The organism is Mesorhizobium sp. M0518 (genome assembly GCF_040321125.1).
Taxonomy (GTDB): domain Bacteria; phylum Pseudomonadota; class Alphaproteobacteria; order Rhizobiales; family Rhizobiaceae; genus Mesorhizobium.
The window spans coordinates 173,215-193,474 of record NZ_JAMYQY010000010.1; the positions used below are offsets into that span (position 1 = coordinate 173,215).

34 protein-coding genes and 1 tRNA gene are annotated in these 20,260 nt (G+C 62.5%); 16 read left to right on the forward strand and 19 right to left on the reverse strand.

Translation table 11 applies throughout. From position 1 onward, the window contains the following. Nucleotides 1-4: 4 nt before the first annotated feature. On the reverse strand, nt 5-250 hold the full coding sequence (locus NKI66_RS16830) for a DUF982 domain-containing protein (RefSeq protein ID WP_023813833.1): 246 nt from the start codon (nt 248-250) through the stop codon (nt 5-7). Nucleotides 251-672: 422 nt separating this feature from the next. Continuing rightward, entirely contained in the window at nt 673-1,563 is an 891-nt protein-coding gene (locus NKI66_RS16835) for a LysR family transcriptional regulator (RefSeq protein WP_023813832.1), read from the reverse strand. A gap of 103 nt (nt 1,564-1,666) precedes the next feature. On the opposite strand from NKI66_RS16835, the gene NKI66_RS16840 reads away from it, so the two are divergent. Continuing rightward, nucleotides 1,667-2,536, forward strand: a complete 870-nt coding sequence (locus tag NKI66_RS16840) for an SDR family oxidoreductase (protein ID WP_127331680.1) — start codon at nt 1,667-1,669, stop codon at nt 2,534-2,536. 103 nt (nt 2,537-2,639) lie between these two features. On the opposite strand, the gene NKI66_RS16845 is transcribed toward NKI66_RS16840, so the two are convergent. After that, the gene (locus NKI66_RS16845) at nt 2,640-2,957 is read right to left on the reverse strand and encodes a hypothetical protein (protein WP_127269194.1); all 318 of its coding nucleotides are present in this window, start codon (nt 2,955-2,957) and stop codon (nt 2,640-2,642) included. 281 nt (nt 2,958-3,238) lie between these two features. Here NKI66_RS16845 and NKI66_RS16850 point away from each other — a divergent pair, with 281 nt between their 5' ends. Further along, nucleotides 3,239-3,481 carry a hypothetical protein gene (locus NKI66_RS16850; RefSeq protein WP_127269195.1) on the forward strand — a complete coding sequence of 81 codons (243 nt, stop codon included), beginning with the start codon at nt 3,239-3,241 and terminating at the stop codon, nt 3,479-3,481. 95 nt (nt 3,482-3,576) lie between these two features. On the opposite strand, the gene NKI66_RS16855 is transcribed toward NKI66_RS16850, so the two are convergent. The 5 genes from NKI66_RS16855 to NKI66_RS16875 form a co-directional block, all read right to left on the reverse strand. Beyond that, a complete protein-coding gene (locus NKI66_RS16855) occupies nt 3,577-3,783 on the reverse strand; it encodes a hypothetical protein (protein WP_127331684.1) in 207 nt (68 codons plus the stop codon). Nucleotides 3,784-3,979: 196 nt separating this feature from the next. Beyond that, nucleotides 3,980-4,165 (reverse strand): hypothetical protein, encoded by a 186-nt coding sequence (locus NKI66_RS16860; RefSeq protein ID WP_127331685.1) that lies wholly within the window; start codon nt 4,163-4,165, stop codon nt 3,980-3,982. Nucleotides 4,166-4,478: 313 nt separating this feature from the next. Further along, nucleotides 4,479-4,552, reverse strand: a tRNA-Gln gene (locus NKI66_RS16865). Nucleotides 4,553-4,636: 84 nt separating this feature from the next. Beyond that, on the reverse strand, nt 4,637-4,930 hold the full coding sequence (locus NKI66_RS16870) for a hypothetical protein (RefSeq protein ID WP_352752311.1): 294 nt from the start codon (nt 4,928-4,930) through the stop codon (nt 4,637-4,639). 381 nt (nt 4,931-5,311) lie between these two features. Further along, on the reverse strand, nt 5,312-5,794 hold the full coding sequence (locus NKI66_RS16875) for a pyridoxamine 5'-phosphate oxidase family protein (RefSeq protein ID WP_128307677.1): 483 nt from the start codon (nt 5,792-5,794) through the stop codon (nt 5,312-5,314). A 165-nt stretch (nt 5,795-5,959) separates the two neighbouring features. Between NKI66_RS16875 and NKI66_RS16880 the strand changes: the two genes are divergently transcribed. Next, nucleotides 5,960-7,036: a sensor histidine kinase gene (locus tag NKI66_RS16880; protein WP_502900943.1), complete on the forward strand. Its 1,077-nt coding sequence runs from the start codon at nt 5,960-5,962 to the stop codon at nt 7,034-7,036. 141 nt (nt 7,037-7,177) lie between these two features. Then, nucleotides 7,178-7,726: an MgtC/SapB family protein gene (locus tag NKI66_RS16885; protein WP_352752315.1), complete on the forward strand. Its 549-nt coding sequence runs from the start codon at nt 7,178-7,180 to the stop codon at nt 7,724-7,726. On the opposite strand, the gene NKI66_RS16890 is transcribed toward NKI66_RS16885, so the two are convergent. Continuing rightward, entirely contained in the window at nt 7,706-8,644 is a 939-nt protein-coding gene (locus NKI66_RS16890) for an alpha/beta fold hydrolase (RefSeq protein ID WP_352752317.1), read from the reverse strand. The two genes, NKI66_RS16885 and NKI66_RS16890, sit on opposite strands and share 21 nt — an antisense overlap. 146 nt (nt 8,645-8,790) lie before the next feature. On the opposite strand from NKI66_RS16890, the gene NKI66_RS16895 reads away from it, so the two are divergent. Both NKI66_RS16895 and NKI66_RS16900 read left to right on the forward strand, forming a co-directional pair. Further along, a complete protein-coding gene (locus NKI66_RS16895; RefSeq protein WP_352752318.1) occupies nt 8,791-9,096 on the forward strand; it encodes a hypothetical protein in 306 nt (101 codons plus the stop codon). A 90-nt stretch (nt 9,097-9,186) separates the two neighbouring features. After that, a complete protein-coding gene (locus NKI66_RS16900) occupies nt 9,187-9,321 on the forward strand; it encodes a hypothetical protein (RefSeq protein ID WP_255337188.1) in 135 nt (44 codons plus the stop codon). 43 nt (nt 9,322-9,364) lie between these two features. Here NKI66_RS16900 and NKI66_RS16905 read toward each other — a convergent pair whose 3' ends face one another. The 5 genes from NKI66_RS16905 to NKI66_RS16925 form a co-directional block, all read right to left on the reverse strand. Then, nucleotides 9,365-9,610 (reverse strand): DUF982 domain-containing protein, encoded by a 246-nt coding sequence (locus NKI66_RS16905; protein WP_127271133.1) that lies wholly within the window; start codon nt 9,608-9,610, stop codon nt 9,365-9,367. Between the two features lie 14 nt (nt 9,611-9,624). After that, a complete protein-coding gene (locus tag NKI66_RS16910; protein WP_023813818.1) occupies nt 9,625-9,861 on the reverse strand; it encodes a DUF982 domain-containing protein in 237 nt (78 codons plus the stop codon). Between the two features lie 94 nt (nt 9,862-9,955). After that, nucleotides 9,956-10,399: a GFA family protein gene (locus NKI66_RS16915; protein WP_127270773.1), complete on the reverse strand. Its 444-nt coding sequence runs from the start codon at nt 10,397-10,399 to the stop codon at nt 9,956-9,958. Between the two features lie 171 nt (nt 10,400-10,570). Continuing rightward, nucleotides 10,571-10,750 (reverse strand): DUF3606 domain-containing protein, encoded by a 180-nt coding sequence (locus tag NKI66_RS16920; RefSeq protein WP_024501602.1) that lies wholly within the window; start codon nt 10,748-10,750, stop codon nt 10,571-10,573. Between the two features lie 491 nt (nt 10,751-11,241). Continuing rightward, nucleotides 11,242-11,433: a hypothetical protein gene (locus NKI66_RS16925; RefSeq protein ID WP_352752321.1), complete on the reverse strand. Its 192-nt coding sequence runs from the start codon at nt 11,431-11,433 to the stop codon at nt 11,242-11,244. Nucleotides 11,434-11,620: 187 nt separating this feature from the next. Here NKI66_RS16925 and NKI66_RS16930 point away from each other — a divergent pair, with 187 nt between their 5' ends. Then, entirely contained in the window at nt 11,621-12,049 is a 429-nt protein-coding gene (locus NKI66_RS16930) for a DoxX family protein (protein WP_292336862.1), read from the forward strand. 39 nt (nt 12,050-12,088) lie between these two features. Here NKI66_RS16930 and NKI66_RS16935 read toward each other — a convergent pair whose 3' ends face one another. Both NKI66_RS16935 and NKI66_RS16940 read right to left on the reverse strand, forming a co-directional pair. Further along, on the reverse strand, nt 12,089-12,394 hold the full coding sequence (locus tag NKI66_RS16935; protein WP_023813813.1) for a hypothetical protein: 306 nt from the start codon (nt 12,392-12,394) through the stop codon (nt 12,089-12,091). Nucleotides 12,395-12,466: 72 nt separating this feature from the next. Further along, nucleotides 12,467-12,736: a hypothetical protein gene (locus NKI66_RS16940; protein WP_127398148.1), complete on the reverse strand. Its 270-nt coding sequence runs from the start codon at nt 12,734-12,736 to the stop codon at nt 12,467-12,469. 347 nt (nt 12,737-13,083) lie between these two features. On the opposite strand from NKI66_RS16940, the gene NKI66_RS16945 reads away from it, so the two are divergent. The 5 genes from NKI66_RS16945 (at nt 13,084) to NKI66_RS16965 (ending at nt 15,076) form a co-directional block, all read left to right on the forward strand. Further along, nucleotides 13,084-13,281, forward strand: coding sequence for a hypothetical protein (locus NKI66_RS16945; protein ID WP_023813811.1), 198 nt, complete (start codon nt 13,084-13,086; stop codon nt 13,279-13,281). A gap of 171 nt (nt 13,282-13,452) precedes the next feature. Continuing rightward, a complete protein-coding gene (locus tag NKI66_RS16950) occupies nt 13,453-13,869 on the forward strand; it encodes a hypothetical protein (RefSeq protein ID WP_023813810.1) in 417 nt (138 codons plus the stop codon). Then, nucleotides 13,862-14,284: a hypothetical protein gene (locus tag NKI66_RS16955; protein WP_023813809.1), complete on the forward strand. Its 423-nt coding sequence runs from the start codon at nt 13,862-13,864 to the stop codon at nt 14,282-14,284. The genes NKI66_RS16950 and NKI66_RS16955 overlap by 8 nt, the downstream gene beginning before the upstream one ends. After that, nucleotides 14,271-14,465 carry a hypothetical protein gene (locus NKI66_RS16960; RefSeq protein ID WP_352752323.1) on the forward strand — a complete coding sequence of 65 codons (195 nt, stop codon included), beginning with the start codon at nt 14,271-14,273 and terminating at the stop codon, nt 14,463-14,465. Before NKI66_RS16955 ends, NKI66_RS16960 begins: the two co-directional genes overlap by 14 nt. A gap of 359 nt (nt 14,466-14,824) precedes the next feature. Next, nucleotides 14,825-15,076, forward strand: a complete 252-nt coding sequence (locus NKI66_RS16965; protein ID WP_352752324.1) for a hypothetical protein — start codon at nt 14,825-14,827, stop codon at nt 15,074-15,076. A gap of 86 nt (nt 15,077-15,162) precedes the next feature. On the opposite strand, the gene NKI66_RS16970 is transcribed toward NKI66_RS16965, so the two are convergent. Further along, complete coding sequence (locus NKI66_RS16970) at nt 15,163-15,870, reverse strand: hypothetical protein (RefSeq protein ID WP_023814072.1); 708 nt, start codon at nt 15,868-15,870, stop codon at nt 15,163-15,165. Nucleotides 15,871-15,909: 39 nt separating this feature from the next. Next, nucleotides 15,910-16,080: a hypothetical protein gene (locus tag NKI66_RS16975; RefSeq protein ID WP_164762750.1), complete on the reverse strand. Its 171-nt coding sequence runs from the start codon at nt 16,078-16,080 to the stop codon at nt 15,910-15,912. A gap of 89 nt (nt 16,081-16,169) precedes the next feature. Between NKI66_RS16975 and NKI66_RS16980 the strand changes: the two genes are divergently transcribed. The 4 genes from NKI66_RS16980 to NKI66_RS16995 all read left to right on the forward strand — a co-directional run bounded on the left by NKI66_RS16980 (nt 16,170) and on the right by NKI66_RS16995 (nt 19,767). Next, a complete protein-coding gene (locus tag NKI66_RS16980; RefSeq protein ID WP_352441207.1) occupies nt 16,170-17,714 on the forward strand; it encodes a glycosyltransferase family 39 protein in 1,545 nt (514 codons plus the stop codon). Between the two features lie 113 nt (nt 17,715-17,827). Beyond that, the gene (msrA, locus tag NKI66_RS16985) at nt 17,828-18,346 is read left to right on the forward strand and encodes a peptide-methionine (S)-S-oxide reductase MsrA (RefSeq protein ID WP_023814070.1); all 519 of its coding nucleotides are present in this window, start codon (nt 17,828-17,830) and stop codon (nt 18,344-18,346) included. A 25-nt stretch (nt 18,347-18,371) separates the two neighbouring features. Beyond that, nucleotides 18,372-18,605 (forward strand): hypothetical protein, encoded by a 234-nt coding sequence (locus NKI66_RS16990; RefSeq protein WP_155930624.1) that lies wholly within the window; start codon nt 18,372-18,374, stop codon nt 18,603-18,605. 130 nt (nt 18,606-18,735) lie between these two features. Next, on the forward strand, nt 18,736-19,767 hold the full coding sequence (locus tag NKI66_RS16995) for a formyltransferase family protein (RefSeq protein WP_023814069.1): 1,032 nt from the start codon (nt 18,736-18,738) through the stop codon (nt 19,765-19,767). 44 nt (nt 19,768-19,811) lie between these two features. Here NKI66_RS16995 and NKI66_RS17000 read toward each other — a convergent pair whose 3' ends face one another. Continuing rightward, nucleotides 19,812-20,132 carry a RodZ family helix-turn-helix domain-containing protein gene (locus NKI66_RS17000; RefSeq protein ID WP_023814068.1) on the reverse strand — a complete coding sequence of 107 codons (321 nt, stop codon included), beginning with the start codon at nt 20,130-20,132 and terminating at the stop codon, nt 19,812-19,814. Nucleotides 20,133-20,260 lie beyond the last annotated feature (128 nt).

Sequence of the window (20,260 nt, forward strand, 5' to 3'; positions counted from 1 at the left end):
CACTCTATTCGATCAGGATGTGGGCTTCACGCGCGGCCTCGACGAGCGCCGCCCTGGCGACGTCGGGGGCGACATCGCCGCTCGTTGCCCGCCGGCAGGCGCGCAGCGCGGACTGATGCTTCGGGCTGCCTGCGTCACGCCAATGTGTGGTGAGCAAATCAATGGCCTGCTGTGTGTTGGACAGATGGTGGATGGAACCGGTGACGCCGACCGAAACCGCCACAGGCTTCGAGAACCATGCCGTTTGCATTGGAACCACCTCGATAGGGCTGAAGCGATAAACGCCTATGGCCGCTCAAAGGTTTCGTCGATGCCAATCAATCCGGTGTGAGAGTTGCCGATACCTCCCAATGGCATTGGGCGACCCATCTTGTCCGCGCGGCTCACATGTTCGAGGAGACGTCGCGGGTGGACGGTGTTTTGGGTTTGTGGGCGGCACGTTGCCGCGGCGCCTGATGGGCGGGGCGGGGTTTGACTGTGTTCACGACAGTGGGCGCCTGCGCCTTGCGGCGCTTGAGCCAGCTGGCTGACAGTTCGGCAAGGAGACTGCGCAAGCCTTTCACGACGTCCTCCTCTTGTAAGGGTGACAGGTAATTTTCGTCGCCCCAACTTGTTCCGCCGGAAATCTTTCCGCGGAAAATAAAGGTTCTTGCCGGCGAAAGCGGCCGGGCATCACCTGCCGATATAGGCGGCCAGTTCGTCCGGCGTCCCATTCGGGAAGGCCTGTTTCAGAAAATCCAGGAACGCCGACACGCGCGCGCTGAGCAGCCGCCGGGAGGGGTAGAGCGTCCAAAGAGCGATCTCCGGGCCATCGATGTCCCCCCAATTCACCAGGGTGCCGTCAGCCAAATCGTGGCTCACCAGGGAAATTGGGAGACGTCCAACACCGACGCCGGCCCGCACCGCATCCCGCACCATGATCAGCGTCGACAGAGCAAGGACAGGCTCGACCGCAATCGTCGAGCGGCCACCATGGTCCTTTACGTGCCATGTCTGGCGTTCGCCTGTGCCGCGTGCAACGCCAGGAGCGGCCTGCCCACCGGTCGTACGAGGAAGGTCCGGGCTCGCCACAACGACCAGGCGGTCGCGGAGAAACGCCCGTCCGACCAGGCTTTCGTCGGGTTTCGGGTTGACCCGGATCACCAGGTCGTAACCTTCCTCGATCATGTCGACAGCCCTGTCCTCCGTCGTGACCTCAAGCCTCACCTCGGGATGCTTGAGGGTAAATCCCGCGGCGATCCTTCCCATCGCGGTCTGAGAAAAATGCAGAGGTGCGCTGATCCGCAGCCTGCCCTTGGGTCTTTGGCCGCCCGAGGCGATCTCGGCGGCCGTCTCGTCCAGCTCGGCGAGCAAGGTCCCCGTCCGCTCGAAGAGTGCTCGCCCTTCCTCGGTGAGCTTCAGGTTGCGCGCACCCCGTTCAAACAGGCGCAGGTCAAGGCTGCTCTCCAAGTCTCCAACCCGCCGCGACAAGGTTGCCTTGGGCCGGCCGGTGGCCCTTGCCGCTTTGCCGAAACCGCCATGGCGGGCAACGAGGTTGAAATCGGTGAGGGCCAGAAGATCCATGAGTGTTCCACCAGTGAGACGGTGCGTCTAAAATTTCGGCCTGTTTGACTGTTTGTGAGCCACACATATTGGGCCTGTCAAGCAACCCAACAGGAGAAATTCCATGACCATCCTCGTTACCGGCGCCACAGGCAATGTTGGCCGCCAAGTCGTCGAGCACCTCGTCAAGCGTGGCGCCGACGTCCGTGCTCTCGTCCGCGATCCGTCGAAAGCCAGCTTTCCGGCAGGCGTATCGGTCGCGCAAGGCGATTTTCTCGATGTCGATTCACTGCGCAAAGCCATGTCCGGCGTTTCCACCCTGTTCCTCTTGAACGCCGTGGTGCCGGACGAATTCACCCAGGCTTTGGTCGCGCTGAACGTCGCCCGATCGGCGGGCATCGAGCGGATCGTCTATCTCTCGGTGATCCATGCGGACGTCTATGTGAACGTGCCGCATTTCGCCGGCAAATTCGGCGTCGAGCGAATGATCGAGCAGATGGGCTTCCAGGCCACGATCCTGCGCCCGGCCTATTTCATCCAGAACGACCTGATGATCGAAGACGTCATCACCGGCTACGGCACCTACACAATGCCGGTCGGCGCCAAGGGGCTCGCCATGGTCGACGTGCGTGATATCGCCGAGATCGCCGCTCTCGAGCTGCTGCGCCGCGAACGGTCCGCGGAGCCGCTTGCGCTCGAGCGGATCAACCTCGTCGGTCCGCAGACACTGACCGGGACGGATATCGCCGCCATCTGGTCCGACGTGCTTGCCCGCCCGATCAGCTACGGCGGCGACAACACCGAAGGTTTCGAGCAGAATCTCAAGCAGTTCCTGCCTGCCTGGATGGCGTACGACATGCGCTTGATGGGCGAACGGTTCCTGACCGACGGCATGCTGCCCGAGGCCGGCGACGTCGAGCGCCTGACCACGCTTCTGGGCCGCCCGCTGCGTCCCTATCGCGACTTCGCCTCACAAATCGCCGGCTCCGCCTGAGGAACTGCTCTGGTCATCACCAAGGTACGGAAACAGCAGGGCGGCCTTTTGAGGAGGCCGCCCTGGCTGGCACGGGACAAATGCGCGTTCAGCCTGAACCGCCCTACTGCAGGGTGGCCTCACCAGGTCTGTCGAGTTGGGCGTTGACGCGCTCACCATCGTCGCCACCGAGGCCATCCACGAACAGACCAGCTACGCCGTCGAAATTGGTGAGCCCGTCGAATTCAATTGCCGCGCCGATCAGCTGGGCTGCCTGGAAGACAAGGTATTCGACGTCCTCGAGGGCGACGTTTTCGGCCAGATTCCTGACCCTTACATGCTCCGCCACCGCCGTGATGCTGACGATGCCGGTCTTCCTGAAGGCGACCTGGACTGCTGAACGGACGTCATCGCGCAGTCGCGCCGAGTAATCATACCGCATCGAAACCTCCCAAAGGGAATGGTTTTCTGTTCAGGTTGCACAATGCGGCAGGGGCTTGGGCTTGGCAAGTCACTAATTAAATAATACCCAAACAAATCAAACAGTTAGCATAGTTGTGCAACTGTGTGTGTTACGCCGAATACGCATCAGGCTCTTCATGAGCATGACAAGCGGTTCACCCATCGCGAGGTCTTGACGCGCTAGGAGCGGTTTTCTAACTATGAGTTGAGTAAGTTGAATACTCATTCTACGTATTCATGGTGCGGAGCGAGGGAAGCGCGATGACTGAACTGGAACGCCCGGAACGGTTGCAGATCATGCTGACGTCAGACGAACTGGCGGCGCTGGAAAACTGGCGCTTCGACAAGCGCATGCCGAGCCGTTCGGCCGCCGTGAGGGAATTGCTGCGGCGCGGTCTTGCCTCGGATGGCTTCCTGACGGCGGAGCAAGGGACGAAGTCGCAAGACTTCGGCATCCTGCCAACCGCCGGCGGCAACGGCATTTCCGACGGCGGCAAGGAGTAGGGCGGTTCACCGCGCCTGAGCCGCCTGGTCCCGTAGGCCGGTCGGCAGTTGCCGCGACGCGGCGCCGGCTGGCGTACCGGGACGAGACTCTCGGTTCAGAGGATGTTGGTCGTCACTTCGACGATTATCGCGGCACCTTCCAGGCTGCCATTGGTGACGTGCACGACGCGCGATACCCGCAGATCCTGCGTGGTTCCGTCGATCGACAGCGCAACACTTTCGCCGATCCGGGGAACCGCCTGGAAAACGGCGTCCGTGGCCTCCGGCCGGTTGTCGATCGATATGCGGCAGTTGACGGTCATGAGATGTCTCCTGTGTCGGCCCGGTGGTCAACGCAGGGTCCGCGAAATGGTTTCAGGAGCCGGACGCAACTTAATGGCGCCTGGATTCGTAAAGCAGTAATTGCTCCATCGTTCATCGTAACGGAGCAACAGCTCGCTGGGGAGGGCGTTGGGGCTGCCCCGGCGAGCTTGATCCGATTTGCCCAGGGGCGTGGCGTCACCGAGGCATGGAGACGAGTTTCGGAGCCCGCAATTCCCCGGCCATCCTTGCCGCCTGGAAGATTGTCATCAAAACCAGGATGGGCTCACCCTCGGTCGGGTTGATGGTCAGGACGACGCGGCCGAGCTCGTCGCTCATGCCGCAAGACCAATCCTTGACGGCTATCACTTTTCTCGCGGCCATATGCCTTCTCCTGAACCGGAGATCCCCTGCGGGCTACGCCGTCTGGAGTTGGTCGACAGAACCTTTGCCTGACATTGCAACCAGCCGAAGTGCGGCAAATGCGGTCAATATTATGAAAACCGCCGTGACGTTCAGGGACATCGTCGATGCAAGGACGCCCCCGTCAAAGCAACTCAGTTCCATGGCGCTGCACCCCTTCAATCCACTGACGGACTGGATGATGATCCTGCTTGGGGCGAAATACAAGCGTTCTCTAATACGCCGATGCGGCTGGCCAGCCCTGCGCGCTTTGAGCAGGCGAACGGTTGGTTGCTGGTTCCCGCTCAAGGGCTCGAACCTCGATTCACGCCTTCAAAGGGCGCTGTCCTACCATTAGACGAAGCGGGAAAATGCACGTTGCGCCCCACCCCTAGACGGTTCGCGCGCCGGGATCAACGCACGGGGGCGGCAAAGCCGATTGGAAGCGCGGTGTCAGTCCGGAAAGTTGGTGACAGGTTCCTCGCAGCGGTAGACCGGGCAGCTGCCGTCGCGGGTCGGGACATAGGCCGACATCGGCACCTCCGGCCAGTCGCATTCGTTGCCGAACTGCCTGACATAGCGGTCATAGGTGTTGGGTCCGGTGGTCAGCACCACGGCATGATGGCTTTGGAGCAGTTGCCGGAGTTGGTCGCAACTCATCGTGCGGGTGTCGGGCCTGGCTTCGGCAAGGCCGGTCGCGGCCAGCAGGATCGCTGCCGTCATCAAGGCAATTCGGCGCATCGGCATGGCTGTTCCCTCGAATGGATGTATCGGCCGAAACTCGCATCCCGGCGGGTGGTTCCGCAACCGCCGGCTGGCCGTCTGTGGCGGCGCAACCAAATGGTCCGTCGCGCATTGCTGGGGATGGATGGCAGGAAGCCCTACGAAACCCCGCAATGGCGGCCCGGAAACGGGGATCGCGAGGCCATGTGCTGTTCTTTCTGCGGCGGGCGCGACCACAGCTATGAGGACTGTCCGCAAAGGGATACTGACGCCGATCCAGTGCCGAATGCCCCTGACCCTCCCAAGCCAGACTGATCCGCGCCGGTATGCCGCCAGCAATATGTCAAATGCGACCCGCCGGCATTCGTACATCTGACTGATGTGGTGATTTTCAACGCCGTCCGGCTACATCCTGACCTTACCGGTGTCACCGATTTCCGGGCGGCTGTCGCTGACCGTTGCGGCCAGCATCTTCACATAGCTGACCACGGTGCCGGGGCTGTCCCAATACTGGGCGTCTTTCGGCGTCACCTTAAGCACGCGGATCGAAGGGTCATCGGCACTGTCCCACCAGGCCTTGGCAGGGGTCGACCACAACTCCCTGATTTTGGCGCGGTCGTTCGAAACCGCCGCCAGACCGCTGACGGAAACATATTTCTGGCCGCCTGAATCGGCGAAGGCGAGGCCGACATTGGGCTCGGCTTCGATCTCGTCATCCTTGTGACTGTCGACATCGGTGAGGAAGTAGATGGCGTTTTCGTCGCGCACCACATGCGCCGCCATCGGTCGCGAGCGGATGTCATCGCCTTCGCGAGTGGCGAGCATACAGAAACCGATCCTGTCCATCAGTTTCCAGACCCGGTCGAGATCGCTGTTGCCGTCGCTCATTGTGTGCCTCCTTATTGAGCCGTCCATGGGGGTGTCGGGTGCAACTCGCGCAGGCGCGCAAGGTTCCGGACATGAACTGCCCGGACTGTTCCTGGGAGGAATGTTGGAGGCGATTGCAACCAAAACGCACCGCGGCGCATTGGTGGCCATGCGCGAAATCCGCGCATGAGGGAGAAGGGGTCGACAGTGACAGATTTGGCGGGCCGTGATGCCTTGATCGCCATCACCGCCGATGCGCGTTTGGCGGCGATTGTCGATTCGTCCTTCGACGCCATCGTCAGCAAGGATCTGAACAGCATCATCACCAGTTGGAACGCGGCGGCGCAACGCATGTTCGGCTACACCGCCGAAGAGGCCGTCGGCCGCTCCGTGCTCATGCTCATCCCCGATCATCTCAAGGATGAAGAGACCGACATCATCAGCCGGGTTCGCAGGGGTGAACTCCTGGCCAGCTATGAGACGATCCGCCGGCACAAGGATGGCGGCCTCATCGCCGTGTCGCTGACCATTTCGCCGATCAGGAACGCGTCCGGCGAGATCATCGGCGCCTCGAAGATCGCCCGCGACATCACCGCCAGCAAGGAGAGCGAGCGCCGGATCAGGCTTTTGCTCCGCGAGGTGAACCATCGCGTCAAGAACCAGTTCGCGGTGATCCTCTCGATGATCCGGGAGACCAGCAAACGCTCGACCGATCCGCGCGAGTTCGAGGAGTTGATCCGCTCCCGCATCATGGCGCTGTCGCGGTCGCACGATCTGCTGGTGAACTCGGAATGGGCCGGCGCCAGCCTCTTCGACCTCGCCCAGGAGCAGCTCAAGCCGTTCGGTCACGAGGCGCGGGTATCGCTGTCGGGACCGCTTTTGACCTTGCAGCCGAATGCCGTGCAAAATCTCGGCATGGCGTTTCATGAGCTCGGCACCAACTCTTCCAAATATGGCGCGCTGGCGAGCGAGGCCGGGCGGCTGGAGATTACCTGGCGGATCGTCGAAGGCGCTTCGGACAAGCTGGAAATCCATCTGCTCTGGGACGAGACGATGCCGGTACGTGAGGGAGAGCGTCGGGACGAAAGCACGCGCAAGGGTTTCGGCACCGTCGTCCTGCAACGGGTCGCGCCGCAATCGCTGAACGGCCTGGCGGTGCTGGATCGCAGCCCGGGCCATCTCAGCTGGTCCCTGACGGCGCCGCTGGCTTCGATCATCGTTCCGCAGCTCGGCGCCGACCTGCCCGAAACCGAGCCTTCCTGAGCCCTTGAGGGTTGGTTCCATCAACCTCCCTTTGGCAGATGCGTTTTCAAAAGCGGCCGCATCCTTGCCGCACCCGGCCGTGGATTCAGGAACCGTGACCCGGCGGCCGCGTTGTGGCGTGAAGCTTTCGGAGGGGACATCATGGAACAGCTCGTCGAGGAATTCGGCCATTCCACCTACACCTCGTTTCCGGTCATCGCCGCGCGGCTGTTGCTGGCGACGCTCTATGGCGCGGTCATCGGTTTCGAACGCGAATGGCGCAATCGCCCGGCCGGACTTCGCACGCATATTCTCGTCTGCGTCGCCGCCGCCACCTTCGGCATCCTGACGGTCGAGATCGTGCACGCGCCGATGTTCGCGGGGGAATCGGTCAAGGTCGATCCGATCCGGGTGGTCGAGGCGGTGACCGCCGGCGTCGCTTTCCTCGCCGCCGGCTCGATCATGTTTTCGCGCGGCGAGGTGCATGGGCTGACGACCGGCGCCGGCATGTGGCTGGCGGGCGCGATCGGCGTCGCCTGCGGACTGGGTCTTTGGCAAGTGGCCGGGTTCGGCACGCTGATCGTGCTGATCGTTGCCGGCTTTCTGCGCCGGTTCGAACGCGGACCCGGCCTTGCCGCCGGTGATGAAGGAAGTCAGGCAAAGGCGGAGAAGGAGGGGGCTTCGGCCCGATCAAAGGAAGGGCGAAGGTAATTCCGATCGCCGGAAAACGCCGTGACTGGTTTCACCGAAGAAGCGGGCCAGCAGATCGGCCGTGCGCGCCGGGTTCTCCTCGGGAAAGAAGTGCCCGCCCGGCATCGCCTGGCCGCGCACATCGTCGGCCCAGCCGCGCCACAGCGCCAGCGGCCCGCCTTTGCCGGCATACCAATCCGCCAACGCGCCCTGACCGCTCCATAGCGCCAGCAGCGGGCAGCGAATGCGCCGGCCGGCTGCCTTGTCGGCATGGTCGTGCTCGCGATCGAGCGTGGCTGCCGCCCGATATTCCTCGCAGATGGCATGGGCGTGGGCAGGCGCGCGCAAGGCCTCGACATAGGCCTGACGCACTTCGGCTGGAAACGCCGATGACGACGAGCCCCAGCCGTTGAGCGCATTGTCGACGATCGCCTCGGCGGCGCCGGACAGGATCTTTTCCGGCAACGGCTCGGGCTGCGCCAGCAGCGACCATGGCCAATAACCCAGCGCCAGCCTGGCGTCGGCCCGGTCCCAGGCATCGGCGGTCGGCACGATGTCGAGAACGGCGAGCTTGTCGATGCTGCCCCGATGATCGAGCGCCATGCGGTAGGCGACACGCCCTCCGCGATCATGGCCGGCGACCATGAAGCTGCTGAAACCCAGCTTCTCCATCAGCCTCGTCATATCGGCGGCCATGGTGCGCTTGGCATAGGGGGCGTGGTCGGGAGTGGATGCCGGACACGAACTGCGGCCATAGCCGCGCAGGTCGGCGCAGACGACGCTGAACCGGCTGGCCAGAGCGGGGGCGATGTCGCGCCACATCAGATGCGTTTGCGGAAAGCCGTGCAGCAACAGCAGCGGTGGCCCGCCGCCGGCGCGCAGGCAGAATATGCCGGCATCGCCGGTGTCGATTTCCGCGCCTTGAAAACCTTCGAACATGATCGCCTCCGGCACGCGCAACGGCCGGCAAACGGGTTTGGTTGCAATGCCGCGCGGCGAGGCGGCCAACCTTTTTCATCGACAGGCGTTGTCCCTTTGAAAGGAAGGTCGCCGCGGGCGACCGTGAAAGAAAGAAGGAGGCAGTGATGAGAATTCTTGCCATCATGCCACTAGGCCTCATGCTGGCGCTGGCAGTGCCGGCCGCGGCCCAGCAGCAGAACGACAGCCAGGCACAGGCCGACAAATGCAGGGCTCAGACCGGGCAAGGGGCAAAACAGCAGCCTGGACAGCAGGCCGATGACGGCAATTTGACCGCGAAGCTCAACGATTGCGGCGGCGTGCTGAAACCGCCCCCGACGGGCGACCAGGGCATGGCGGCGCCGGCCCCCGAGGAAGGCAAGACGCCGGTGATCAAGCCGGGTGAAGTGCCGCCCCAGCCGCCGAAGCAATAAACGCCGCTGGCCGGTATTATCGCGCAAGCTAATGGAACCTCGTTATCTCAGGAGCGTTTCTCTCACGACTTGGAATTCGGAGAGATTATCGTGAGAGATATTGCGACCACGGCCACGTTGCTTGCCTCGATAGCCATCGTGATTGCCTTGATTCTTCTGGCGCCGAAGAGTTTTGGCTTCGAAACCTCTCAGCCGATTGTCCAGGGCGAGCTTCCAACGAAATGACAAAGCAGGCGAGGCACGACGCCCCGTCTGCTTCCTTTGACACCTACCGCACCAGCACGCCGGCATGGCTGCAGAGCGCTGCGAACGCTTCCTGCGCCTCGGCGGCGCCTGTCCCGGTTTCCAATGCGGCTTCGACCTTCTCGCGCGCCGCCTGGTAGAACGGGCCGCGTTTGGCCTGCGGCCAGTCGATCAGGATTTCGCTGGCATCCTTGAGCGTGGCGACGTCGCGGATCGTGTCCGACCCATGCGGCTTGATCCGCATCGGTGTGGGCAAAATGAGTTCGGACATGTCCTGTTTTCCAACTACTGGAGGAGTTTTGCTTCGCGCGCGGCGTCGATCATCGCCCGCATCGCTTTTTCCGCCGGCGTCCAGCCATCCAGCGCATCGCGGCAACTGCGCAACGCCGCCCGGTAGCGCCGTCCCTGGCCAGCCGGCCAGTCGCCGAGGCATTCCAGGCCTTCCCAGGCGCTGCGGATGATGCGCTCGCGCTCAGGCGCGAATTTTAGCCTGATGGGGCGGGGAAACATCTTGTCGTTCAATGGTCGTCTCCATGATTGCCGCAAGTCGCCGGGCGACATGCGTGAGAGGCGACCGGTAACGTCGGCGACAGGGCAGGGTTCCCTTCCCAAGAGATCAAATCTCAGCGTCGATGTCCGACAGCGATCTCGGCGTCGGCGCTTCGGCGCTGTGCTGCGCTGGGCGGTCATGCTCGAACTGTTCGGTGCCGGGCAGAGCGTGCAGCCAGGTCTCGCGCCTGGAGGTCCACAATTCATATTCGGGCACGAGATCGGTCGGCGCGATGTCGAGGCTGCCGATAGCCACCTCGGCCTCGTTGTCGTCGACCCAGGCGACGCGGCCGCCGCATGTCGGGCAAAAGCTGCGCGTGCCATAGGAGCTGACGAGGCCGGTGGTCTCGAAGGCTTCGCGCGGCCAGATGGCAAAGGCCGAGTAGACCGAACCGCCGGCCTTGCGGCAATCCTTGCAATGGCACAGGCCAACGCGCAGCGGCGGGCCGTGAACCTCGAACTGCACGCCGCCGCACAGGCAGCTGCCGGTCCTGCGTATGGTGTCGGACATGGCGACCTCCCTCAATGCGTGGCGCTGCGGGCCGGGTGGGACAGATGCTCGTCTGCCGTTTCGTTGGCCAGGATGAGAAACCGGGAAAAAGACATCCTGTTCACCGTACCACCAGGCCCGGTTGACACGGCCCGCAGCATCTTCAACGCCGCCCAGGCGAAATGGTTTCGGCTAGCCGCGGGCCGCCATATGGGCGTCGAGCTTCTTGCGCGAGGGGCCGTAGCGCTTGATGATAGTCTGTGCCTCGCTTGGCGGGATGCCGTATTTGCGGGCAAAGGCGGCAACCTCGTAGGGCTCTTCACTCGAGACCAGCTTGCGGTCCTGTTTCGTCTTCGACTTGTCGTCAGCCATCTCAGGCCTCGCTTTCTGTTGTCGGGGACGCGCAGCCTTCGGCGCCCGCGATCAACACGACATAACACAGATTGGCGCCGCCGGTTCCACCAGACGACACGGCCTGGGCTGCGATAGCCCTGTATCAGGCCGTGGGCCGCATGGGGTCGGCGGCGGCAGCGTGGTCGCCGTCACATTCGGAGCATGCCGCGCTGAGGCCGGGGCAGCCGCGCCGGTGCGTGCCGGCGGGGCAGCAATGGCCGTTGGAACTCGTCCAGCGGGGGCATTCGAAGACCTGGCCAGCGCCGCCGCAGCCGCTGCACTCCAGCGGTGCCGACCGCTCGCCATGAGATGTCGCCCCAAACCTGACGCTCGTGCGCAAATTTCAGCCCACCCAAAATCCCTGCACCGACACGCCGGTGCATTAGCCCCGACTAACGATATCACGTCCGTGATTACCAACAAGTTTCAACATCGCTATGCGCCGGAAAGCCGTCCGGGCCGGCGTGTCGTCAGGCCGGCTTCAGCCGCATCGCGGCGAGATACATGAGCGCCGAGGCGGCCTGCCCGCGGTCCCAGCCGGCGGCCTCGACCTTGCGGAGCAGGGCGTCGAGATGCGGAACCAGCATATCCCTGCATTCCTGTTCGTAGGCGGTGCTCGTCGCCGGATGCCGCGGTGAGCCGATGGTCAATGCCTTGGCCATGTCCGATTCCCCCTTGGAGCGAGCAATAATATGCCGTCAGCCGGCAAACCGAAAATCGCTCTTGCCGTACGGTGTGACGCTTCGAAACCCCTCTGCGATCCTGTCGAAAAAAATTGGCCTGATGTGTCGGATCTGACGCCGGTCGCGCGTCCTAGGAGCGAGCAACCTGCAAAGCTGGAGAACGAGCATGTCGTCGCAAATCATTCAATCGCCGTGGCAGACCGGGGCCCTTCTCGTCGCCCGGCTGATCTTCGCCGGCGTCTTCCTGATGGCCGTGACCTTCAAATTCATGGGCATGGACGCCACCGCCGGTTATATCGCCGCCGCCGGCTTTCCGTTTCCGCTGTTCCTGGCCTGGTGCGCGGCGATCCTGGAAGTCGCGCTGGTGCTGTGCTTCCTGACCGGCGCCTTCTTCTCGCAGGCAGCCCTGGTCGCCGCCGCCTATGTGCTGTTCCTCGGCTTCGCCTTTCACGGACCCAGCCACTGGGCCGGCAACCAGGCCGAGTTCGGCTTCTTCGTCGACCATTTTTCGTTCCTGGCCGGACTGCTGTTTGCGGCCGTGCATGGACCGGGCAAGGTGCTTTCGCTCAATTCGGGATGGCCGGGCAGGGCTTGAGGCGAGGGCAGCGGGCCACCGCGGACGCACGCCGGCCGCTCACAGCTGGTCGTTGTAGGGTTCCTTTATCTTGCCGACCATGCGGGCCAGCTTCGAAAAAGACGGCATCTCCGCCTCCGGCTGGCACTGGTTGGCGAGTTCCAGCAGCCGGATCGGAAAGTTGACGGCGTCGCGGCTGGACGCGGACATGCCTTCGGACCGCTCCTGGTTGGTTTCGCCGGCCTCGGTCTTGCGCAAGGCCAGGTCGATCTCCTCCGCCGTCAGCACCCCCTTTTGAACCAGGAGGCGGTTGATCGAGGCGACGGCCATCAACAGGCCTTCGAGTTGCAGGTTGGCGACATTCATGGCGATTGCTCCCGTGGCTGGGGTTGAAACGCGCGAGCGGCATTTCCGCTCCAGAAAGGCTGCGGGCGAAACCTATTCCTGCGTCAGCCGTTCGCCATATTCGCGCCACAGCGCCTTGACCTCCAGGTTGCCGAGGCTGCTGATCGAAACATCCCCACAGCTGATGGCGACGGCGCTGATGTCGTATTGGGGGTAGGCGTTGGCGACGAAACGGATGGCTTCGCCCAGCGAACGCACGCGGATGACTGGATCGGCCTGACCCTGGCCGGTGCTGCGCACGCCGGAAACCGTGGCTTGTGCATGCCGCATCCTGAACACGGATGCCATGGCTGGTCTGTCCATCGTCCTCTCCCACAAGGCCGTGCGACGGGAATCATTCCATGAGCTTCGACGAATGATTTCACACCTGCCGGCTTATGACCAGCCGCCGGCAAAAGCAGGGTTTTACGCGCTTGCCAGCGTCGCTCCGAGTGGGAGTTCCGACCGGTCTAGGAATTTTTTCTCAAAAAACGGTTGACGGGGTGAGTGCAGCTATGCTACATTTTTGCCCATGGTGCTGAGTTGCGCCAACGACCCGCCGCCGAGGCGGGTTTTTTGTTTCTGGGCTAGACATGTCGGCAGGACAGAGGGGGGCCCCAAGGAATGCCATCCTTCGCCCGATGACTCATTTCGCAATCCGAGAGACACTCATGACCCGCTACGCCACCATCATCACCGATGCTGACGGCCAGGAAATCGTCAGCGCCATCGGCGAATTCGAAGGTGCTGCGCCGCAGCCAGGCCTGGGGCGTGTCGAGCAGGTCGCGCCCAGCGTAAAGATCGGCATGGTGCGGGATGCGGCCGGCGGGTTTGACCGAATTAGGAATTTTTTCTCAGAAAACGGTTGACGGGGTGAGTGCAGCTATGCTACATTTTTGTCCATGGTGCTGAGTTGCGCCAACGACCCGCCCCTGAGGCGGGTTTTTTGTTGCTGGGCTAGACATGTCGGCAGGACAGAGGGGGCGCCAAGGAATGCCATCCTTCGCCCGATGACTCATTTCGCAATCCGAGAGACACCCATGACCCGCTACGCCACCATCATCACCGATGCTGACGGCCAGGAAATCGTCAGCGCGATCGGCGAATTCGAAGGCATTGCGCCGCAGCCACGCCTGGGGCGTCTCGAGGAGGTCGCGCCCGGCATAAAGATCGGCATGGTGCGGGACGACGCTGGCGAGTTCGGGTTCTCGCAGGCCGGCATCGCCGGGCACCTTGTCGGTCTGGTCATGGCGCGTCTCAGGGCGCGGGCCGGTCTGGCAAGGCCTGCCCCGGCGGCGAAGCCTGCCGACGCGGCAAAGCCAAAGCGCGTCCAGGGAGCCAAGAAGCGCACCAGGAAGAAATCCGCTCGTTCAAAGAAACCGGCCAGCCGGGCCGGATCGATGCCGAAGGCCGGCATTCCCGCTGCCAACGCCGTGGGTGGTGACGTCCGTGACTGACAAGACCGCCGCCGGGCCAACGCGCCGCAAGCCGGCAAAGCGCAAACCCGCCGCCAAACCGGCCGCGCAAAAGCCGCGCCGCAAGCGCGCCAAGAAGACACTGGGCGACGATTTCCTGGCTGCCGTGCGGGCTGATTTCCGCGCCTATGGCGCCGGCGTGATCGCCCAGGTGCGAGCCGACAAGCCGGACCAGTATCTGAAGATCGTGCTGTCGGTGCTGCCCAAGGATTTCGATGCCAAGATCAACCAAATGGACAGCCTGAGCGATGACGAAATCCGCAGCCGCATCCGCGCCCTCGAGACGATCGTCAAACCGTTCCTCGAAGAACCCGGTGATGTCCGTGAAGATGGAATATCTGGCGCTGCTGGCCGAACTGGACAGACGGCGCCGGACCAATCAATTGGCGGCCTATAGACCGTACCTGACGCTGCCGGCGGTTTCCTACGCCAGGATCGCCGGCCTGCCGATGCCCGATCCCGCCGACGACACCACCACGCTGGCGGCTGCCTTCCTGATCGGCGTCTGCGCCATGTGGATTTCGGACGTGCTGTTCGAGTTTGTGGTGCGGAGATTCAAGCCGGGGGTGGAGGAGTAGCTATTGGCACCGCGTCGTCTGTTGGCTACTGCCTCGGAATTACCGAGGCAGGCAACCTGGCGCGGCGCTGCTCTCATTTCCAGAAACGACCGCTGCCCGCTTCGGCTCACGCCGGGGCGGCTTTTTTGTATTTCCGATCGGCTATTGCTGAGCGGCATTCGATCTGACCGGTCTCGTCATCGCCCGTTGTCACAAGCAAGTTAATCATGTCGGTTATGCATAATGATTATTGTTAATTTTTGATTGATGCACCGAAACCAGATAAAGACTTGAGCGGATGAAGTGTTCATATATTGTTAAACAAGAGGTAGACCACAGAAGACGGAAGCCATCTCCATCATCAAACGGGAGTAGCTTTCATGAACAAGTTCACTGTTATTTTAGCCGCTGTTGCAGTTGCATCGTCCGTTGGAGCCGCCGAGGCAGGTTGTGGGTGCGGAGGTTCGGGCGGCTGGGGAGGCAATTCGGGCAGCCTGATCAATGTTTCGCCATCCATCGACCTTGGCAAGATCACCGCGCTGAACGACGTGCTCAGCGGCAACAACATCCTGAGCGGGCTCGGCGTCAACCTGCTGGGCGGCAACAGCTACAGGCTGGGCAAGCGCCACTAGTTCGGCGCTGCATTCCAATCATCGAAGACAACCCAAAATAGCCCGTTCCGGTTCGCCGGGCGGGCTATTTTCGCGTGTCGGGCCGATCAAGCGAGGATGTTGACCGCGCGTGCCGCGACCAGCGCGATGGTCAGCAGCGAGATCATGGCCTCGGCCATCATCAGCAGCTTGGCGCGCTGGGAGAGTGGCAAGGTATCGGTGGGCGAAAATGCGGTCGCATTGGTGAAGGCGAGGAAGAAATAATCGACGAAGCCGGGCAGCCAATCTCGAAGCTCACGGTCGTTCAACGTCATCTGCGCGAACAGGAAATCGGCCTGTGCGAGCTTGACGAGGCCGCAGGTCGGCGGACCGCCGCGGTCGGTGCTCCAGAACCACAAGGCAAACACGATGACGTTGGTAACCCAGATGTTGAGTGCGTCGATCAGCAGCGTCGTACCGCTGTTGCCGGCATGGCCCTCCAGCAAGGCACGCACCAGCAGGACCAGCGAACCGCAATTCATGATGCTGATGATGGCGGTCATGGTCAGGGCTGTTCTGCGGATCATGACCCGAAACTGGCCGATCGCATGCCACTCGTGGTCCTCGACCGCCTTTCGGGTGGCGGCCTGTGTCCAGGCGGTGGCCACCGACAAGGGCAGCAGCAGGGCCGCCTCCAGCGCGGGCGCCACCCAGCGCGGCCCGAATGAGAGATTGTTGATGACCAGAAGCTGCAGGCAGATGATGACGAGAACGGCCGCACGGGCCATCCAGAAATCGAGCGCACGGTAATGAATGACGGCATGGTGGTGGCGCATTTTTCAAATCCTGGATGCTTTTTTGGGGACGGGAGCCGGTCAGGCGTAGGCGACACCTGCCGCGATCACGCCCAAGGCGCCATGCCCGGCATGTTCAGGGTGCTGCGGGATGGCGTGTTCCATTGTTGTCTTGCTGGCATGTGATGACGGGAGAGGCGGCATGGTGGCGCGAAACTCTGCCTCAATCTTGGTTTTGCCATGGTCGGCCAAGTATACATTTTCGTAAGCTTCAAGTTCTGGGCTGTTCGTAAAACCGTCCGGTGTGATTTATCCACCGCATGACGCGAATCGACGAACCCATGAACGGTTGGCTGCCGGTCGGCAGTTCTGTTCCAGGCGACTGGCGGCAGTCGTCGATCTGGCCGGGTCTGATGCGCTATCCAGAAGCCGGCCTGGCGCTTTTATGCCTGACGCAGATCCTGTGCTGGACCGTGGTTCCGGCGCTTGTCGATGCCGCCCCGCCCGGCGATGTCGTCGAGAGCTTCATGTGGGGCCGCGAATGGGTGCTTTTGACCTACAAGCATCCGCAGCTCCCCGGCTGGCTGCTCGAGATCAGCCATCTTCTGACCGGATCGTTCCGCTGGCCGCAATATCTGCTCGCCCAGCTTGTCGTCTCGGCGACCTTCGTCTTCGTCTACCTGCTGGCCCGCGACATGCTCGGGAGAACCCGCGCGCTGGCCGCCGTGCTTTTGATGCCGTCATTGTATTTCTTCGGCTGGCCGACACCGCAGTTCAATCATGATTACGCGCAGATGCCCTTCTGGGCCGCAATCTGCTGGCTGCTGTGGCGTGCGGGCCGTGGCGGTGGGCCGGGCTGGTGGCTGCCGCTCGGACTGGTGTCGGGCGTCGGGCTCTATGCCAAGTTTTCCACCGGGTTGCTGTTGCTCTTCGGGGCGATCTGGCTGTTGTCGGACACACGGGCACGCAACCGGCTCGCCACGCCCTGGCCCTGGCTTGGGCTCGCGGTTTTCCTCGCCGTCGCCGCGCCGCTGGCCGTCCAGCTCTACCGCATCGATTTCCTGCCGCTGACCTATGTCGCCGGCCGCGATGAATGGGTGTTGGTCCACCGCGCCCGCCTTTACTATATCGGTGTCCAAATGGCGGGGCTCTGCGGCTTATTGCTGGTGCTGTCGATATCGGGGCTGTTGCGGCGTTCGCCCGCGCCGGAACAGCCCATCGAGAGCGGCGCGCTGGCCTATCTCGTGTGGATGGGGCTTGGTCCGGCGGTGCTTGTCATGGTGGCTTCGCTGTTCACCGGCGCCGGCGAGGCGTGGGGCGCGCCGATGTACAATCTGGTCGGCGTTGTGGCGCTCGCCTTGCTGGGTCATCGGCTCGGCGCCGTCGAACTGCGACGGCTGGCGATCTGCGCGTTCGCCTGCATCCTCGGCATGTCCGGTGCCTATGCGGGCATCCGCTGGACGAGTTGCAATTTGCGCGGGCGCATGGATGCCGTCTGCTGGCCAGCGCGGCAGATTTCGGACGAAGCCGAGGCGGTCTGGCACGCGGCGGTGCCCGGTCGGCTCGACATCGTCGGCGGCGATACCCGCATCGCGTTGCTGGCGGGCCTCAACGCCTATGACAAGCCGTCGATCTTCACCGACCTCGACATGCGGCTCGCCCCCTGGATCACCAGCCAGCGGCTGCGCGATCACGGCATGCTCCTGGTCTGGCCCGGGAGCGGCGTGCCACCTCGGCTGCTGGCGTGGCTGGGCAACATCCCCGTCAAGACCGTTCTTTTCGACTGGTCGCTCAGGGCACCACCGGTGGCGATCAGCTTTGCCGCCATTCCGCCTGGCATGAAGCTACCGGGTTTGATCGACAGGCTCGCCCAAACGAGCAACTGAAGTAGATCCACCGCGTCCGCTGGACGAAGCAGGTGACAATGCCCATTTATTTCGAGACCACTTGCTTTTACGCAATTCCAGACGGAAAACCGCTACCTTTGAGGAGACGTGACATGGCGACTTCGACCGAACGTGCAGTCCTTGCCGGCGGCTGTTTCTGGGGCATGCAGGATTTGATACGGCGCTATCCCGGCGTCATCTCCACCCGTGTCGGCTACAGCGGCGGCGACGTGCTCAACGCCACCTACCGCAACCACGGCACCCACGCAGAAGCCATCGAGATCAATTTCGATCCGGCCATCATAAGCTTTCGCACGCTGCTGGAACGCTTTTTCCAGATCCACGATCCGACGACCCGCAACCGCCAGGGCAACGATGTCGGGACGAGTTATCGCTCGGCGATCTATTACACCAGCGACGAACAGAAGCGCGTCGCCGAGGACACCATCGCCGATGTCGATGCCTCGGGCCTGTGGCCGGGCAAGGTCGTCACCGAAGTCGCACCCGTTGGTCCATTCTGGGAAGCCGAGCCCGAGCATCAGGACTATCTGGAGAAATATCCCGACGGATACACCTGCCACTTCGTCAGGCCAGGCTGGAAGCTGCCGGTTCGCGAGACGGCGGTTTCGTAGATTTGCAACTGCGATTTGCCCTGCATTGCTGCTCGACGGTGTCGTCGAGCAGATCATCGCATCCAAACCCCTTTCGGTCAGCGCGGCTTGTCGCGTCGGTGAAGCCATCGAGCTTTCACCAATGTGCGAAAGCGCCCTTCGAACACCTTCGTCAACGGCGAATGCGGATGCGGTAGGCAAACACGGTCAGGCGGTTGACAGCCTGCCGTATCGCGGTCCAACTGCGCAGGAAGAGTTGATTTCGGGAGACGGGCCGTGAAAAAAGTTTACGAAAAGCCAGTGTTTGTAAAACGCGAGCGTCTTTCGGTTGTCACTGCCTTGGCATCGCCTTCCACTCAGCCGACCTGACAAGCTCGCCCTGACCTGTCGGCCCGTTTGAGCCGCCGAAGATGAGGCCGATCGAATCGACCGATCACTCGGAGCCGATCACAGCCGTTTTTGTCCTCGATATCTCTAACTATACGGGGCCTCTGCTCGCCGGCTGGCTAGAGGCTGGAAATGCAATTGGCGCGATCATCGTGCCCGGGTTCCGGCGTCGTCCCACCGGTTTCAGCATTGGCAATTTCCGGCGAAGGCTTCAACGCAAGCTGCTGCTCAGGCGGTTTATCGGTAACACGCCTGTCAAGTTGATCGAATTTGGCCGCCCTTACGATTGGAATGCGCTTGGTCGGCAATTGTCTGACGTCCGCGCCGATGTGCTGGTCTGCTACACTTTGCCTGTCTTGATCCCTCAAGAGGTTCTTGGCCATTTTTCCAAAGGCGGGGTCAACCTCCACCCGGCGCTGCTCCCCGACTATCGAGGGCCCCACCCGATCCAGCGCTTGGCCGTGGACGGCCGGCATGCGGCTCATGGCGGCGTCACGCTCCACAAGATGTCCGCCGGTTTTGACGAGGGTGACATTCTCGGGCAGGTGCCGTTTTCCGAAGCTGACTGGACATCGAGAGAAGCCCTGGTCGACAGCACGGCAACCGCTATGCGGATTCTGGTGAGCGAGGCGGTGCCGACCTACTGCCGGGGGCTGTTGTCAGGAATGCCGCAACCGAAAGGCGATTTCGTCTGGGCGCGGCTTCAGCCCAGCCACCTGATAATCTCGCCGGCCATGTCGGTCGAGCATGTTGTACGGCTATGGCATGTGCTTGGCCTTCTGCCAGGCATCTATCTTGAAATCGGAACGCGCAAAGTCAGGCTGGGATTCCAGATCAGAAGGCTGGGGCCCTGCACAGGAAAGGCCCCGGTCAGGCGGTGGGGAACAGTGGAATTTGATCTCGCCAACGGTCGGGTCCTGTATTTTACCTACGGTAGAGTGCTCAAACGGCTGCTCAATTCGAAACACCTATTTTCGCGCCCGCCCGCCGGGAGACCCGCTCCAGAAATCCGGCTGTTCGGCAAAGCGAGTGCTGCGGACCAGAAAAACGGATGAAGTCGCTGGGCGATGCCCAGCGGCTTCATCCGTTTGCGACGTGGTTACTTGCCACAATGATTATCGTTTACCGTTGGCGCCGTCGCGTTACCATCGGCGTCCGGCTGCGCGCCTTGCGGGTTGGTCGGGCAATTCTGATCCGCGTTCGAATTCATGTCCCCTACCGTGCCAGTCGTGCTGTTGGTCGTGCCCGGGTCGACAGTGTCCGGCTCGATCGTATTCGGGGAAGCCGGCGTGTTCGGCTCAACCGTCACCGACTTGCCGCTGCCGCTTCCATTTGCGTTGTTGCTGCCGGCGCTTTGCGCCATGGCTGACGTGGCCAGACCAATGGTGAGAACCGAAGCTGCGAGGATTTTCATGAACATGGTTTGTCTCCATTTCTGTGAAGTCGTCGCTTATTTTCTACGAAAGTGATCGCGTTGCGACTGTGGGGACAACCGGTCGCGGCGGCGAAGGTTCCCGACAAAATTCCGCTCAGGCGCACCGTGACTGG

What these genes read in the sequence shown, in the direction of transcription:
- NKI66_RS16905 (WP_127271133.1), bottom strand. Translation starts at nt 9,610, where the DNA reads ATGTCCGAACTCATTTTGCCCACACCGATGCGGATCAAGCCGCATGGG.
- NKI66_RS16850 (WP_127269195.1), top strand. Translation starts at nt 3,239, where the DNA reads ATGACTGAACTGGAACGCCCGGAACGGTTGCAGATCATGCTGACGTCA.
- NKI66_RS16830 (WP_023813833.1), bottom strand. Translation starts at nt 250, where the DNA reads ATGCAAACGGCATGGTTCTCGAAGCCTGTGGCGGTTTCGGTCGGCGTC.
- NKI66_RS16880 (WP_502900943.1), top strand. Translation starts at nt 5,960, where the DNA reads ATGAGGGAGAAGGGGTCGACAGTGACAGATTTGGCGGGCCGTGATGCC.
- NKI66_RS16915 (WP_127270773.1), bottom strand. Translation starts at nt 10,399, where the DNA reads ATGTCCGACACCATACGCAGGACCGGCAGCTGCCTGTGCGGCGGCGTG.
- NKI66_RS16885 (WP_352752315.1), top strand. Translation starts at nt 7,178, where the DNA reads ATGGAACAGCTCGTCGAGGAATTCGGCCATTCCACCTACACCTCGTTT.
- NKI66_RS16855 (WP_127331684.1), bottom strand. Translation starts at nt 3,783, where the DNA reads ATGACCGTCAACTGCCGCATATCGATCGACAACCGGCCGGAGGCCACG.
- NKI66_RS16930 (WP_292336862.1), top strand. Translation starts at nt 11,621, where the DNA reads ATGTCGTCGCAAATCATTCAATCGCCGTGGCAGACCGGGGCCCTTCTC.
- NKI66_RS16940 (WP_127398148.1), bottom strand. Translation starts at nt 12,736, where the DNA reads ATGGACAGACCAGCCATGGCATCCGTGTTCAGGATGCGGCATGCACAA.
- NKI66_RS16970 (WP_023814072.1), bottom strand. Translation starts at nt 15,870, where the DNA reads ATGCGCCACCACCATGCCGTCATTCATTACCGTGCGCTCGATTTCTGG.
- NKI66_RS16925 (WP_352752321.1), bottom strand. Translation starts at nt 11,433, where the DNA reads ATGGCCAAGGCATTGACCATCGGCTCACCGCGGCATCCGGCGACGAGC.
- NKI66_RS16945 (WP_023813811.1), top strand. Translation starts at nt 13,084, where the DNA reads ATGACCCGCTACGCCACCATCATCACCGATGCTGACGGCCAGGAAATC.
- NKI66_RS16835 (WP_023813832.1), bottom strand. Translation starts at nt 1,563, where the DNA reads ATGGATCTTCTGGCCCTCACCGATTTCAACCTCGTTGCCCGCCATGGC.
- NKI66_RS16875 (WP_128307677.1), bottom strand. Translation starts at nt 5,794, where the DNA reads ATGAGCGACGGCAACAGCGATCTCGACCGGGTCTGGAAACTGATGGAC.
- NKI66_RS16890 (WP_352752317.1), bottom strand. Translation starts at nt 8,644, where the DNA reads ATGTTCGAAGGTTTTCAAGGCGCGGAAATCGACACCGGCGATGCCGGC.
- NKI66_RS16845 (WP_127269194.1), bottom strand. Translation starts at nt 2,957, where the DNA reads ATGCGGTATGATTACTCGGCGCGACTGCGCGATGACGTCCGTTCAGCA.
- NKI66_RS16980 (WP_352441207.1), top strand. Translation starts at nt 16,170, where the DNA reads ATGAACGGTTGGCTGCCGGTCGGCAGTTCTGTTCCAGGCGACTGGCGG.
- NKI66_RS16920 (WP_024501602.1), bottom strand. Translation starts at nt 10,750, where the DNA reads ATGGCTGACGACAAGTCGAAGACGAAACAGGACCGCAAGCTGGTCTCG.
- NKI66_RS16840 (WP_127331680.1), top strand. Translation starts at nt 1,667, where the DNA reads ATGACCATCCTCGTTACCGGCGCCACAGGCAATGTTGGCCGCCAAGTC.
- NKI66_RS16950 (WP_023813810.1), top strand. Translation starts at nt 13,453, where the DNA reads ATGACCCGCTACGCCACCATCATCACCGATGCTGACGGCCAGGAAATC.
- NKI66_RS17000 (WP_023814068.1), bottom strand. Translation starts at nt 20,132, where the DNA reads ATGTTCATGAAAATCCTCGCAGCTTCGGTTCTCACCATTGGTCTGGCC.
- NKI66_RS16935 (WP_023813813.1), bottom strand. Translation starts at nt 12,394, where the DNA reads ATGAATGTCGCCAACCTGCAACTCGAAGGCCTGTTGATGGCCGTCGCC.
- NKI66_RS16870 (WP_352752311.1), bottom strand. Translation starts at nt 4,930, where the DNA reads ATGCCGATGCGCCGAATTGCCTTGATGACGGCAGCGATCCTGCTGGCC.
- msrA (WP_023814070.1), top strand. Translation starts at nt 17,828, where the DNA reads ATGGCGACTTCGACCGAACGTGCAGTCCTTGCCGGCGGCTGTTTCTGG.
- NKI66_RS16965 (WP_352752324.1), top strand. Translation starts at nt 14,825, where the DNA reads ATGAACAAGTTCACTGTTATTTTAGCCGCTGTTGCAGTTGCATCGTCC.
- NKI66_RS16860 (WP_127331685.1), bottom strand. Translation starts at nt 4,165, where the DNA reads ATGGCCGCGAGAAAAGTGATAGCCGTCAAGGATTGGTCTTGCGGCATG.
- NKI66_RS16995 (WP_023814069.1), top strand. Translation starts at nt 18,736, where the DNA reads ATGAGGCCGATCGAATCGACCGATCACTCGGAGCCGATCACAGCCGTT.
- NKI66_RS16895 (WP_352752318.1), top strand. Translation starts at nt 8,791, where the DNA reads ATGAGAATTCTTGCCATCATGCCACTAGGCCTCATGCTGGCGCTGGCA.